Genomic DNA, 12,876 nt, shown 5'->3' on the forward strand with positions numbered 1-12,876 from the left:
CCCGCATCGGCCTGTCATGAGGACCCTGGCGGCGCTGGCCGCTCTTCTCCTCGTCCTCACCGGCTGCGGCAGCGATCGCGAGGACAGGTTCGCCCGGCCCGGCGCGCCCAAGTCGTCGCCGAGCGGGAAGTTCGTGGCGCACGCCGAGAGCGCGAGCGAGGTGCGGGTGACCGACCGCGACGGCGGCGACGTCTTCCGCAAGTCGTACGAGTACGCCGCGAGCTCGCGGGCCGACGGCATCGGCGTGGTGTGGTTGTCCGAGCAGGACCAGCTGTGGGTGCTCGTGCCCGGTGACGCGACCGAGCGCATCGAGCCGGGGCCGGACGGTGTCTGGACGGCGACCAGGGCCGAGCTACCCCGGGAGATCACGCGGCTCGGGTGAGGGGTCCTTCTCGCCCTGCGCCAGCTGCCTGCCGCGCTCCAGTTCCGCGTCGAACTCCGCGCCGAGCAGCACGGCGATGTTGGAGATCCACAGCCACACCAGGAAGACGATCACGCCGCCGAGCGAACCGTAGGTCTTGTTGTAGGACGCGAAGTTCGCCACGTAGATCGCGAAGCCGACGGTCGCCAGCGCCCACAGCACGATCGCGAGCAGACTGCCCGGCGTGACCCAGCGGAAGCCCGGCTGCCGCACGTTCGGCGCCGCCCAGTAGAGCACCGCGAACGCCAGCGCCACGAGCAGCAGGATGACCGGCCACTTCACGAAGTCCCACACGGTGACGACCGTGTCACCGAGCCCGATGGCGTTGCCGACCGCGTCGGCGACACCGCCGGTCAGCACGAGCGCGCCGAGTGTGAGCGACACCAGTACGACCGAACCCAGCGTCAGCGCGAGCCGCAGCGGCACCGTCTTCCAGAACGGGCGGCCTTCCTCCACGTCGTAGACGGCGTTGCACGCGCGCATGAACGCGCCGAGGTAGCCCGACGCGGTCCAGAACGCGGTCAGCAGACCGATGATGCCGAGCAGTCCGGCGGCGTTCTGGCTCTTCTGCAGTTCCTCGATCGACGACTTCACCAGCTCACCGGCCTGGCCGGGAGCCACCTGGTCGACGTACTTCATCAGCTCCTGCGTCGTCGTGTCGCCGAGCAGCGCGAGCACGGACGTCAGCACGATGATGCCCGGGAACAACGACAGCACCGCGTAGTAGGTGAGTGCGCCGGCCCAGTCCGTCAGGTTGTCGTCGTTGAACTCTTTGACCGTCCGTTTGAGAACGCCCCACCAAGCGCCCTTCGGCAACTTGGCGGGGCTCTCGAGGGTGTTACCTGCGGGCACGGCGCCAGCTCCACGAACGAGTGCTGGAACCCACACCGGCCAGGTGCAGGGCGAGCAGCAGCAACCCGAGCACGACGAGCGTGTTGACGGTGATCACGTCACCGAGTGCGACCTTCGCGAGATCCAGGATGAGCGCGAGGCCGAACGAGATCGCGGCGATGATGGCCAGCATTGTGTCCACCTCCGTGATGGATAGTTGACCTGCGGATACCCGTTTCGTTAGTGGCGAACCGCGCCGTTTGGAGCAACGGACGTGCCATGATCCCTCTGTGGACGTCCAGCGCTGGCAAGCGGCCGCGGTTCCGTGGTGGGTGACCAAGGTCGGGCTCGTCGGCGGGTGGATCGTCGCGTTCTACTTCGCCGCGAGCGCGAACGATGCACCGTGCACGGCCGCACAACCGTGCGTGCCGGATCCGTTGTTCTCTCTCGCTGTGGTGCCGTTGCTGGCAACGCCGTTGCTGTTGTTGTTCGGGCGTGTGCTCACCGGCTGTGCGATGGGCGTGCTGTTCGGTGCGTTGGACATCGTGCTCGACGGCAGTGCGGCGGCAAACGTCGCGTTCGGCCTGCACGCCGGTGCGTGTGCCGTGGTGGCGGCGTGGACCATCAGGTCGCGCGCGGACCAGCACGAGGCCGCGGGCGCGACGCTCGTCACGTTGCCGGACATGCCGCCACAACGCGGAGTTCTCCGGATCATCGCGGTTCTGCTGGTCGTCTTCGGGTTCCTGACGTTCGTGCAGTACAACATCATCAACGGCGAGATCGAGCAGCACGTCGCGAAGGCCAGCAGGGTCGAGGCCGAGGTCGTCGAGGTCAAGAACACCTACGAGGTGTGGGTGGAGCTGCCGGACCGCCAGCGGGCGAGCTTCGAGCCGCTCGCGCCGGAGACCTACCAGGTCGGCGACGCGGTGCCGGTGCTCGCGGACGGCACGTGGGTGCGGATGGTGAACGAGCCGGAGGACGTCACGTGGTGGCTGACGCTGGGCGGCGCCGCCGTGTTCCTCGCGATCGTGTTCGCCGCGCGGGAACGCCGCCGCCGCGCGTTGTGGACGGGACCGGTGAAGGCGATCAGGGTGCAGGCGCACCCGGTGGGCTCGCGCCGGATCATGTTGCGGCACAACAAGGTCGCCATCGCGACGGTCGCCACGCTCGCCGACCTCGGCCTGGCGGAGCCGCTCTACCACGACACCGACCAGTTCGGACGGGTCTGGCGCGGTGAGGAGGACCCGCCGGTGCAGCTCGACCCCGTGGAGATCCTCGTCGCGGGCGAGTGGCACCACGGCGGCCAGGTCGCGCTCGTGATCGAGGGCGAGGTGGTCGCGACCAGCACGCTGAGCAGGGTCCGCCCGCGCCACACCGTCCACAGTGCACACCTGCCGGGCGAACCGGTCACCGCGGGCACGCCGGTCGAGCTTCCGTCCGCGGTGTGGCCGGGCGACCGCAGGCGAACCGAGGGCGTGCTCCTGCTGCTCGGCGCCGCCGGTGCGCTGATCGCCCTGAAGTACTACCCGGACCTCATCGTGCTCGGGTTCGTCGGCGTGCAGTGCGTGCTGTCGGCGGTCACGAGGTTCCAGCCGATGCTGCGACTGGATCACAACTCGGTCGTTCTCTACACCAGCATCTGGACCTACCGCGTGCCATGGGCGCAGTTGCACGGGGTGCGCCGGAGCGGGCCCCAGCTCATGCTCGCGTTCGGCCCGCACGGCGACGTGCTCACGACACCGCACCTGCCGGACGAGCAGGCCGGTGAGAAGCTGATGTGGGCGCGCGCCCGGTCGTTGATCGCCGACCACCCCGGAGAGCGGGTGACCCGCAAGCTCAACATCAGCGTCCTTGTCGGTTTCGCCTACGCGGTGCTGTGGGTGCTCATCTGAGGCGTGCGACGGCCTTGAGCAGACGGTCCACATCGGACTCATCGGTGTACGGAGCGATGCCCGCACGCACGGCACCCTTGTCGCCCAGACCGAGCCAGCGCGAGGCCTCGATGGCGTAGAAGTGGCCCGCCGGCGCGTTCACGCCCTCGGCGCCGAGCCTGCGGTAGACCTCGGCGGGCTCCAGCCCGTCGACCGAGAACAACACCGTCGGCGTGCGCGAGGAGGCCTTGCTGTAGATGCGGACGCCGAGCTCCTGCAGGCCGTTCTCCAGCTGGTGGCGCAACGCGAGCTCGTGCTCCTCCAGCCCGTCGAGCCCTCGCATGAACTCCACGGCGGCGGTCGTTCCCGCCAGCAGCTCGTACGGCAGCGTGCCCAGCTCGAACCGCTCCGGCACGGCGTTCGTCGACGGCAGCAGCTTGTCCGGCCGCAACGTCTCCAGCAGCTCCGGGGCCGCCGCCAGCACGCCGAGGTGCGGGCCGAGGAACTTGTACGGCGAGCACACGAAGAAGTCCGCGTCCATCGCCTCGACGTCCACCGGCACGTGCGGCGTGTAGTGCACGCCGTCGACGTAGACGAACGCCGCCATCTCGTGCGCGGCCCTCGAGATCTCGGCCACGTCCGGACGGGTGCCGAGCAGGTTCGACGCGGCGGTGATCGCCACGACACGGGTGCGGTCGGACAGCAGCTTCGTCACCGACTCGACGGGCAGCTCGCCGGTCGTGCGGTCGAACGACGCCCACCGGACCGTCGCCCGTGCCGCCTCGGCCGCCTGCACCCACGGCCGCACGTTGGCGTCGTGGTCGAGCCTGGTCACGACGATCTCGTCGCCCGGCCGCCAGTTCTTCGAGAGCGTGCGGGAGAAGTCGTAGGTCAGCTGGGTCATGCTGCGCCCGAACACGATGCTGCCCGCGTTGAGGAACTCGGCCAACGTGCGGCGCGCGGTCCGCACGACCTCCTCCGCCTTGCGTTCGGCGGCCGTGACGGAGCCCCGGTTGGCGATCGCCGAGGTCAGCGTCGCCCTGACGGCCTCGCCGACGACGTCGGGCACCTGCGCGCCGCCGGGTCCGTCGAAGTGCGCGGCACCCTCGCGCAACGCCGGGAAGTGGGCGCGAACGGCCGCGACGTCGTAAGCCATGCCCTCATGGTGCTTGAGCACCCACGAATCGGGAAAGGATCAACCGGAGGGTGCTCACCTGAACGGTTGCGTCGAAGTCCGGGTCGACCAGCCTGCCGAAGAGTCCGTCGACCAGGCCCTGCGTCCAGGTCGCCGCCGTCACCGCGCTCACCGGGAGTGCGATCTGGCCGGTCTCGTGCGCCTGCTGGAGCAGTGTGGCCAGCTCGTCGCGCACCACCTGTTCGTTGCGGGCCACGAGGTCCCACAGCTCCCGGTCGCGGCTCGCCTGCGCGACGACCTCCAGCACCAGCCCGGCCACGGTCCGGTCCAGCGCGGGCACGCACAGGTGGTCGACCACCATCAGCACGCCGTCCCACGGGCTGAGCTCGCGGGCCTTCGCGAACATCGCCGCGTTGTCCCTGCCGTCCTGCTCGAAGATCTCCAGGAAGATGGCCCGCTTGGTGGGGAAGTAGTGGAAGAGGCTGCCCGTGCTGATGTCGGCGGCCTTGCAGATGTCCGCGACGGTCGTGCGGTCGAAGCCCTTCTGCGCGAACAACCCCGCGGCGGTGTCGGTGATGTGCCGCTTCTTCTCGGCGTGCTTGACCGGGTCTACCGTTCGCACCTGTAGTACTGCCTCTTCTTCTCGTCCCGCACGGAGACGCCGCGTTTGCGGATCTCCCGCGCCAATTCTGCGGCCTCCTCGTGCTCGTAGGACGAGATGGCCTTCCTGCGGGCGGTGAACAGCGCGTTCACCTCCGCCGGCAGCTCGGGCGCGTGCTCGACCCACATCCTGAACTCGCTCGCGAACGGGTCCGCGTCCCGCCACCGGTAGCCCTGGCCGGTGAAGGCCTGCTCGAGTCTGGTCCTGCTGAGATCGCTGGTCTCGCGGGCGAGTTCGGTGCCGCCGGGGGAGAGCAGCACGAGCTGCTTGCCGTCGACGAACGCCGACTCGACCTGCGCGCGGCCGAAGTCGAAGACCAGGTCGTCCTTGCGCAGCACGACCCGGTCGGGCGCGACGTCGACCGACATCATCTCCGCGGCCCACAGCAACGCGAGCACAGCACCGGCGACCGCGCCGATGCCGAGTGCCGCGATCGTGACCCACGGCTCCGGGATGTCCGTGACCAGCGCGAACACGCCCTGGAACGGGAACCACCTCAGCGTCGTGATCCACGCGGCCGCCAGCTTGAGCCCCCACACCGCCGCCGCTCCCACGGCAGGGCAGAGCACCCAGATGCCGTACCGGACCGCCGCGGTCTCCTGCACCGTCGTCATGCGGCCAATACTAGACCGAGCGCTCGGTTTATTGTCGTTATGGCAGGTAGAAGGTGAGCAGATCGCTCGTGACCGGCGGGAACAGCCTGTTCATCAGCTTGAACTTCGGGCCGGGGTAGACGTCGGGGAAGATCCGGCGCAGCCCGTCGATGCCGTGCGGGCCGAACAGCAGTGGCGCGAGCAAATCGGGCGCGATCCCCGCCCCGCCCTCCACGCCGGGGCCCTGCAACACCCCGCCCCACTCGAACGGGCCGATCTCCTCACCGTCCCAGCGGAAGCGGACGTGCGTGCGGTAGAAGCCGAGCAGGACGTCGTCGGGTTCGTGGCCGCGCAAGCGCCGTGTGAAGACCGGGCGCAGGTGCTCGAACAGCGCCGGGACGTCGGGGATGCGCACCAGGTACTGCTCGAGCCCCGGTCGCCTGGCCTCCAGGTGGCCTTCCAGTGCCGGGTGCCGTTCCACGACCTCGGCCGGATTCGTCAGTGCCAGCAACGCCTTCACGGCGTCGTCGTCGACGCCGGCGATCTCGCCGAGCACGACGTCGCCTTCTTCTTCCGGTGTGCTGCGGCCCGTGGCGACCGGGGTGCCGTCGCGGTCGACGATCCAGGTGACCGATCCGGTGCGGTTGATCAGCCACCGCCAGCACGGCGTGCTGTGGCCGACGCGCAGGTCCGCGCTCCGCTGGGCGTCGTCCTGGAGTCGTTGGAGCACAGGGATGTCGGCCTCGGTCGCGCGCCGGATCGTGTGTCCCGCAACGGCTTCGGGTTTCTCGACGAGCGGGCGGGTCTGCTTGATCGGGATCGAGTAGGTGTAGCCGAACTGGCGGTAGAAGTACGGGACGCCCATCACGAACTGGAGCAGGTGACCGCGTTCGGCGGACCTGTCGTGCGCCCAGCCCATCAGCTGCCGCACCAGGCCTCTGCCCTCGTACTCGGTGTCGGTGGCGACCTGTTCGATCTGGCCGGCGGGAAGGTCGACACCGTCGAGCGTCACGACCTCGTCCATCAGCGTGAGGGTGGAGACGATCCGGTCTCCGTCGGCGGCCACCCCGACCCAGTCGCAGCCCGCGTCCGGGTCGGTCATCAGCAGGCGGGCGTCCACGCCGTCGCTGGGGTCCATCCGTGAGACGACGAGCTTCTCGATCTGGGGCAGGTCTTCCGGGCGCGAGGTGCGAATGTCCACCCGGCCGAGTGTTTCCAGGGCGGTAGTTGTCCGCAAACGGTTTTACCGTCGTCCGCATGGACTGGAACAAGCAGCTGACGGACCAGCTCGACTTCCACTGGCGGATGCAGGCCAGGCCGCGGCTGGAAGGGCTGACCGACGACGAGTACTTCTGGGAACCCGTGCCGGACGTGTGGACCGTGCACCGGGACAACTCGATCGACTGGCAGTACCCGGCACCCGAGCCCGCGCCCGTCACCACGATCGCGTGGCGGATGGCGCACCTCATCGTGGGCGTGTTCAACATGCGCACGGCATCGCATTTCGGCGGACCGCCGGCCGACCACGCGACGTGGCGGTACGCGATGACCGCGGACGAGGCGTTGAAGCAGCTCGACGACGCCTACGAGGCGTGGACGGAAGGCGCGCGCAAGGCGGACCTCTCGCTTCCGGTGGGCCCGGCGGAAGGACCGTTCGCGGAGGAGCCGATGGCGACCCTGGTGCTGCACATCAACCGGGAGGTCATCCACCACGCCGCGGAGATCGCGCTGTTGCGCGACCTGTACCTGAGGGAGAGTTAGTCACTTCAAAGTGTCTACTTTCTAAAAGTTGGCGCTAACTTCAAGATGGTGTCCATCGAGATCATTTCGAAGGGGATCATCATGCGAGTCATCACGCAGAAGACCGTTGGCGACGCGTCCGTGCTGGAGGTCGCGGAGGTGGCGAAGCCGGTGCCCGGCGCCGGCCAGGTGCTGGTCAAGGTGGGGGCGGCCGGGGTGAACCCGGTCGACACGCACATCCGCGCCGGTGCGTTCCCCGCGCTCGGGGAGCCGCCGTTCACGCTGGGCTGGGACGTCGCGGGCACCGTCGAGCAGGCCGGCGAGGGCGTGCAGTTCGCGGCCGGTGACGAGGTGTACGGACTGCTCCCGTTCCCCGGCGCGGGTGGCGGTTACGCCGAGTACGTCGTGGCGAACGCCGCCGACCTGGTGCTCCGGCCCGCTCACCTGACCGTCGAGGAGGCGGGCGCGGTGCCGCTGGTGGCGCTGACGGCGTGGCAGGCGCTCGTCGGCAGGGGCGGGCTGTCCGCGGGCCAGCGCGTGCTGATCCACGCCGCTGCCGGAGGTGTCGGGCACGTGGCGGTGCAGATCGCGAAGGCGCGTGGCGCGTACGTGGTCGGCACGGCGTCGGCGGCCAAGCACGACTTCCTGCGCTCGCTCGGCGCGGACGAGCTCGTCGACTACCGGCACGAGGACTTCACCGAGATCGACCCCGTCGACGTCGTGTTCGACACGATCGGCGGGGAGTACGCGGAGCGTTCCGCCGCGGTGCTCAAGCCCGGTGGCGTGCTCGTGTCGATCATTCCCGGCAATCCGGGTTTTGACGTTGACCGAGCTGCGGACCTCGGCATCCGGTTCGAACTCTTCGGCAGCGTCTCCGCTTCCGGTGCCGATCTCGCCGCGTTGCCGCAGCTCAGGGTGCAGCTCGACCACGTCGTGCCGCTCGCGGACGCCGCGAAGGCGCACGAGCTCGTCGAGTCGAGGAGGACCACGGGCAAGGTCGTCCTGGTGCCGTGATCAAGCGTTAACCGCGCGTTGACCATGTCCACCGATCGTGTGCACAACATTCACACGATCGGGGAGTGCTCATGGTCCGGTGGAACCCACTGGCGTTAGTCATCGGTTTGTTGGCGGCGGTCGGCCTGTACGGGGCGACCGCCGCTTCCGCAGAAGGGCCGCTGACCGTGGCCCAGGCGATCGGCCAGCAGGACGGGACGGTCAAGACGGTCAGGGGGTACGTCGTCGGCCAGCCCACCGCCACGAACACGGTCGTCACGTCGAACTACCCGAACGACTACGCGCTCGCGTTGTCCGACGCGGCCGGCGCGACGAACCCGCCGAGCATGATCTACGTGCAGATCCCGTCGGCGTTCCGCGCGTCCTGGGGCATGAAGTCGAACCCGTCGTTGCTGGGCAAGCAGATCGACGTGACGGGCACCCTGAGCGCGTACTTCTCGCACCCCGGTCTGACCTCGTCCACGGCGTTCGCGTTCGCCGGCTCGACAACACCGCCGCCGACGTCGTCGACACCCGCGACCTGCGAGACCTACTACACGGGGGCCTGCGGCAAGAGCGGTGCGGCGTTGAAGACCGCGTTGAACACCATCATCAGCAAGCAGACCAAGCTCAGCTACGACCAGGTCTGGAACGCGCTGAAGGTCACCGACCAGGACCCGGCGAACTCGAACAACGTGATCCTGCTGTACAGCGGCATCTCGCGGTCGAAGTCGTTGAACGGCGGCGGCAACGACAACTGGAACCGCGAGCACGTCTGGGCCAAGTCGCACGGTGACTTCGGCACCGCCACCGGTCCCGGCACCGACCTCCACCACCTGCGGCCGGAGGACGTGAACGTGAACGCGACCCGCGGCAACCTGGACTTCGACCTGGGCGGCTCGGCGGTTCCGGAAGCTTCGGAGAGCAAGTACGACGGCGACTCGTTCGAGCCGCGCAGCGCCGTGAAGGGTGACGTCGCGCGCATGATCTTCTACATGGCCGTGCGCTACGAGGGCACCGACGGCTTCCCGAACCTGGAGCTCAACAACTCCGTCAACAACGGGACCGCGCCGTACCACGGCAAGCTCTCGGTCCTGAAGCAGTGGAGCCAGGCGGACCCGCCGGACGCGTTCGAGAAGCGGCGCAACCAGGTGATCCACGACAGCTACCAGGGCAACCGCAACCCGTTCATCGACCACCCGGAGTGGGTCGCCGCTATCTGGCCGTGAGCCGTTCGAGGAAGGGGCGTTGCGCGGAGACGATCTTCGCGCTCGCCTCTTCCACGCTGAACCACTCCACCCGGTCGACCTCGGGGAACGTCTTGCGCTGCCCCGACTTCGGCGGCCACTCCAGCTCGAACGTGCCGGGCGTGACCGTCTCCGGGTCGAGGTCGCCTTCGAGCGCCCACACCGTGATGACCTTGCCGGAACCCTTGGCCTCGCCGAGCGGGATCAGCTCGCCTTCCGGCACCGGCAGCCCGAGCTCCTCCTCGAACTCGCGGCGCGCGGCCGCCTCCGGCACCTCCTCGTCGGTGTACTCGCCCTTCGGCACCGACCACGCGCCGGCGTCCTTGCGGGCCCAGAACGGGCCGCCCATGTGTCCGAGAAGTACCTCCAGCTGTTCGGTTCGTCTGAAGAGCAGGATTCCGGCGGACCGTTTCATACTGTCCAGCATGGCGGACTGGGTCCTGCACGTGGACCTCGACCAGTTCATCGCGGCGGTCGAGGTCCTGCGCGATCCGTCGTTGCGCGGCAAGCCCGTGGTGGTGGGTGGCAACGGCGACCCGACCGAACGCGCCGTCGTGGCCACGGCGTCCTACGAGGCGCGCGAGTTCGGCGTGCGGTCCGGGATGCCGCTGCGGACGGCGTTCAAGAAGCTGCCGGACGCCGTGTTCCTGCCCGCCGACCACGCGTTGTACGAGGCGGCTTCCGCCGACGTGATGGCCGTGCTGCGGTCGTTCCCGGTGGTCGTCGAGGTGATGGGCTGGGACGAGGCGTTCGTCGGTGCGTCCTGTGATGATCCTTTCGAGCTGGCCCGGTCGCTGCAGGCGGCGGTGCTGGACGCGACCGGGTTGCACTGCTCGGTGGGCATCGGCGACAACAAGCTGCGCGCCAAGATCGCGACCGAGTTCGGCAAGCCCGCCGGCGTCTTCCAGCTCACCCGCGAGAACTGGGTCGAGGTGATGGGGCACCGGCCGACGTCGGCGCTGTGGGGGATCGGCAGCAGGACCGAGCGCAAGCTCTCCGAGCTGGGCATCTCGACCGTCACCGACCTGGCGTCGGCGTCCGTCGACGCGCTGGCCGAGCGGTTCGGGCCGCGGATGGGCCCGTACTTCCGCAGCGTGGCCCTGGGGGCCGGTGACACGGTGGTGAGCGCGACGCCGTGGGTCGTGAAGTCGCGTAGCCACGAGAAGACGTTCCAGAAGGACCTCGCGTCGTTGGAGGACATCCGGCGCGAGGTCGTCGCACTGGCCCACCAGGTCGCCGCGGACGTGGTCGCCGAGGGGCGCCCTGCGGTGCGCGTCGGCGTGAAGGTGCGCTTCGTGCCGTTCTTCACCAAGGTGCGTGCGATGAAGCTGCCTGCGCCGACGTCCTCGGCTTCGGAGCTGGCAGCGGCCGCCCTGGAGGTGCTCGACCGCTTCGAGCACGGCCGCGCGGTACGTCTTTTGGGGGTACGCGCGGAATTCTCTGAGGATCCTGTCGAACCGAGTGCTTCTTCTTCGACGTACTAGTAAGTACACGCTTTACCGCTAGGAGAAGAAGATGACCGCCTCATCGCTCACACACCGCGACCGCGCAGTTCTCAGAGCAGTTGCCGACGGCAGGTGCGAGATCGCCGGAAGCTCCCTCCTCGTCGACGGCCTGTGCTGCGCCGACCAGTTCGTCGGCCTGCGCCTGACCTCTGCGGGCCTGATCAGCACCCGTCCCGGCCCCGCCGCGCTGACCAGCGCCGGCCACGCGTTGCTCGACGCCGCCTGATTCTCAATTCCCGGGGATCTCGTTCTTGCGGAAGATTGACATCAGGTACTTGTTCTCGAGCTGATAGCCGCCGTCTGGGGTTCGGTACTGTTCTGTCGCGGCCTTGATCTTCTCCGCGACGCTTTCTTCACCCTCGCTCTCGATCATGCGCTGGTAGCCGCCTGTGCTCAGGAAGCCTCGCAGCATCGTGTCCTCATCCGGATAGTGCTGAGGAATGTCGATCGTCAGGTTCTCGTGCGGTTCCGGCATCTCGGGGCGACGGCGACCGCTGGGGCCCCTGATCGCCCACCCGACGGCGAGGATGGCGCTCGTGTGCTCGGGGTGCCAGTCGCACACGACCACGTAGTCCTTGCTGACCCTTACGGCCTCCGCGAACGCGGCTTCGGGGTCAGGTGCGAAGAACAGCGCGTTGAACCCGGTCACGACGTCGAACGTGCCGTCCTCCCAAGGCAACCGCCCCAGAGCACGCACGTGGAACTCCGCCGCGGGCGCGGCGAGTCGGGCCAGCCTGATCATCTCGTGCGACGCGTCGATCCCGGTGGCGTGCGCCCCCGCTTCCGTTGCCAGAGCGCAGAACTCGCCGCTGCCGCACGCCAGGTCGAGGACTTCGGTGCCTTCCCCGATGTTCGTGCGTTCGACGGCGGTCTTCCACGCGGGCATGGACATCTTCGCGCCGAGCGCGGCTCGCTGCGCGGCCCGCCGGCCCCAGAGTTCGCCCTCTGGCGTGGCGTCAGTCATGATCCGACCCTAGCCAGAAATCCGCTCGCCCGGATGCGGACCATGGTGGACATGGGTGTCTTGGAGCGAGTGCTGCGCGCGTTGGGCGGAGAAGAGGCGCTGGACCGGCTCGCGAGTCTGCCGGGCAGCGACCTCACCAGCGTGCTGCTCGCGTTGATGCGACGGCGCGCGGACGCGTTGTCCGGGCCGGACGTGTTGCGGCAGTACCGATCCGACCGTTTCGTGGCACCCTCCGAGGTGCCGTTCGGAGTGCTGCGGGCCGCGGAGGACCGGCTGCTGGCCGCGTTGCCACCGTCGTTCTCCGTGCTGGGCCTCGCTCCTGTGGCACCGCTGGGAACCTGCTCGGCGGTGGCGGAGATGGACCAGAACAACGTGCTGTCGACGATCCGCGGCACGGAGGTGGCCGCCGACCCGACGAACGCGCTGGCGCTGGAAGCCGCGGTGCGCAGGCAGGCTGGCCCGGACGACGTGCGGCTGGCGGCGGTGCAACGCGTGGTGCGGGCGCAGTTGTTCAGCGGTGCCGGGAGGTTCGCCCACTTCACGTTGTTCGCGCTGGTGTCCGCGGGGCGTGACCGGGGGTCGCTGGCCTTTGAGCGCCAGCACTTTGCTGAGCACATCGCGTTCTTGCGAGAGGCGTGCGGGGACGTCGAGGTCCGTGTGACCGTGCTGGATCCTCGGTTCGAGGTGGTGCGCGGTGACCTGCCGTCCGATGCTTCTCGTCGCACCGGGTACTACAAGGGCTTGTGCTTCAAGGTTTTCCGCGACGGCGTGGAAATCGGCGACGGCGGGTTCGTCGACTGGACGCAGCGGCTGACGGGCAACCGCAAGGAGCGGTTGTTGATCAGCGGTGTGGGCGTTGACCGCTTCGCCACGCTCTGATTCCATGTGATGCCAACAGGTTCCGCGCGTGGCGTG

The 12,876-nt window shown here is 68.8% G+C and carries 16 protein-coding genes; 8 read left to right on the forward strand and 8 right to left on the reverse strand.

What is annotated here, in order from left to right:
- Positions 1–16 precede the first annotated feature (16 nt).
- Complete coding sequence (locus ACFOWZ_RS24720; RefSeq protein ID WP_382376255.1) at positions 17–382, forward strand: hypothetical protein; 366 nt, start codon at positions 17–19, stop codon at positions 380–382.
- Here the strand turns inward: ACFOWZ_RS24720 and ACFOWZ_RS24725 are convergent.
- Positions 353–1,273 carry a YihY/virulence factor BrkB family protein gene (locus ACFOWZ_RS24725; RefSeq protein WP_382376256.1) on the reverse strand — a complete coding sequence of 307 codons (921 nt, stop codon included), beginning with the start codon at positions 1,271–1,273 and terminating at the stop codon, positions 353–355. The genes ACFOWZ_RS24720 and ACFOWZ_RS24725 overlap by 30 nt on opposite strands.
- Entirely contained in the window at positions 1,260–1,445 is a 186-nt protein-coding gene (locus ACFOWZ_RS24730; RefSeq protein ID WP_030466527.1) for a hypothetical protein, read from the reverse strand. Before ACFOWZ_RS24730 ends, ACFOWZ_RS24725 begins: the two co-directional genes overlap by 14 nt.
- A gap of 97 nt (positions 1,446–1,542) precedes the next feature.
- On the opposite strand from ACFOWZ_RS24730, the gene ACFOWZ_RS24735 reads away from it, so the two are divergent.
- Positions 1,543–3,144, forward strand: coding sequence for a hypothetical protein (locus ACFOWZ_RS24735; RefSeq protein WP_382376257.1), 1,602 nt, complete (start codon positions 1,543–1,545; stop codon positions 3,142–3,144).
- On the opposite strand, the gene ACFOWZ_RS24740 is transcribed toward ACFOWZ_RS24735, so the two are convergent.
- The 4 genes from ACFOWZ_RS24740 to ACFOWZ_RS24755 are packed head-to-tail and all read right to left on the reverse strand — an operon-like array spanning position 3,137 to position 6,713.
- The gene (locus ACFOWZ_RS24740; RefSeq protein WP_382376258.1) at positions 3,137–4,279 is read right to left on the reverse strand and encodes a cysteine desulfurase-like protein; all 1,143 of its coding nucleotides are present in this window, start codon (positions 4,277–4,279) and stop codon (positions 3,137–3,139) included. The genes ACFOWZ_RS24735 and ACFOWZ_RS24740 overlap by 8 nt on opposite strands.
- Positions 4,280–4,283: 4 nt before the next feature.
- Positions 4,284–4,880 (reverse strand): TetR/AcrR family transcriptional regulator, encoded by a 597-nt coding sequence (locus ACFOWZ_RS24745; RefSeq protein ID WP_382376259.1) that lies wholly within the window; start codon positions 4,878–4,880, stop codon positions 4,284–4,286.
- Entirely contained in the window at positions 4,868–5,533 is a 666-nt protein-coding gene (locus tag ACFOWZ_RS24750; protein ID WP_382376260.1) for a YqeB family protein, read from the reverse strand. Before ACFOWZ_RS24750 ends, ACFOWZ_RS24745 begins: the two co-directional genes overlap by 13 nt.
- Before the next feature lie 37 nt (positions 5,534–5,570).
- The gene (locus ACFOWZ_RS24755) at positions 5,571–6,713 is read right to left on the reverse strand and encodes a GNAT family N-acetyltransferase (protein WP_382376261.1); all 1,143 of its coding nucleotides are present in this window, start codon (positions 6,711–6,713) and stop codon (positions 5,571–5,573) included.
- Between the two features lie 56 nt (positions 6,714–6,769).
- On the opposite strand from ACFOWZ_RS24755, the gene ACFOWZ_RS24760 reads away from it, so the two are divergent.
- The 3 genes from ACFOWZ_RS24760 to ACFOWZ_RS24770 all read left to right on the forward strand — a co-directional run bounded on the left by ACFOWZ_RS24760 (position 6,770) and on the right by ACFOWZ_RS24770 (position 9,474).
- Positions 6,770–7,273, forward strand: a complete 504-nt coding sequence (locus tag ACFOWZ_RS24760) for a DinB family protein (RefSeq protein WP_382376262.1) — start codon at positions 6,770–6,772, stop codon at positions 7,271–7,273.
- An 81-nt stretch (positions 7,274–7,354) separates the two neighbouring features.
- Complete coding sequence (locus ACFOWZ_RS24765; protein WP_382376263.1) at positions 7,355–8,266, forward strand: NADP-dependent oxidoreductase; 912 nt, start codon at positions 7,355–7,357, stop codon at positions 8,264–8,266.
- Positions 8,267–8,337: 71 nt separating this feature from the next.
- Positions 8,338–9,474, forward strand: coding sequence for an endonuclease (locus ACFOWZ_RS24770; protein ID WP_382376264.1), 1,137 nt, complete (start codon positions 8,338–8,340; stop codon positions 9,472–9,474).
- On the opposite strand, the gene ACFOWZ_RS24775 is transcribed toward ACFOWZ_RS24770, so the two are convergent.
- Entirely contained in the window at positions 9,461–9,907 is a 447-nt protein-coding gene (locus tag ACFOWZ_RS24775) for an NUDIX domain-containing protein (protein ID WP_382376265.1), read from the reverse strand. The genes ACFOWZ_RS24770 and ACFOWZ_RS24775 overlap by 14 nt on opposite strands.
- A 10-nt stretch (positions 9,908–9,917) precedes the next feature.
- Here ACFOWZ_RS24775 and ACFOWZ_RS24780 point away from each other — a divergent pair, with 10 nt between their 5' ends.
- Together ACFOWZ_RS24780 and ACFOWZ_RS24785 are read left to right on the forward strand one after the other, a co-directional pair.
- Positions 9,918–10,976 carry a DNA polymerase IV gene (locus ACFOWZ_RS24780; protein ID WP_382376266.1) on the forward strand — a complete coding sequence of 353 codons (1,059 nt, stop codon included), beginning with the start codon at positions 9,918–9,920 and terminating at the stop codon, positions 10,974–10,976.
- 31 nt (positions 10,977–11,007) lie between these two features.
- The gene (locus ACFOWZ_RS24785) at positions 11,008–11,223 is read left to right on the forward strand and encodes a hypothetical protein (protein WP_382376267.1); all 216 of its coding nucleotides are present in this window, start codon (positions 11,008–11,010) and stop codon (positions 11,221–11,223) included.
- A 3-nt stretch (positions 11,224–11,226) separates the two neighbouring features.
- Here the strand turns inward: ACFOWZ_RS24785 and ACFOWZ_RS24790 are convergent, their stop codons facing one another.
- Positions 11,227–11,961, reverse strand: a complete 735-nt coding sequence (locus ACFOWZ_RS24790) for a class I SAM-dependent methyltransferase (protein WP_382376268.1) — start codon at positions 11,959–11,961, stop codon at positions 11,227–11,229.
- Between the two features lie 51 nt (positions 11,962–12,012).
- Between ACFOWZ_RS24790 and ACFOWZ_RS24795 the strand changes: the two genes are divergently transcribed.
- A complete protein-coding gene (locus tag ACFOWZ_RS24795; protein ID WP_382376269.1) occupies positions 12,013–12,840 on the forward strand; it encodes a hypothetical protein in 828 nt (275 codons plus the stop codon).
- Positions 12,841–12,876: the final 36 nt, after the last annotated feature.

The organism is Lentzea rhizosphaerae (assembly GCF_042649515.1).
Taxonomy (GTDB): domain Bacteria; phylum Actinomycetota; class Actinomycetes; order Mycobacteriales; family Pseudonocardiaceae; genus Lentzea; species Lentzea aerocolonigenes.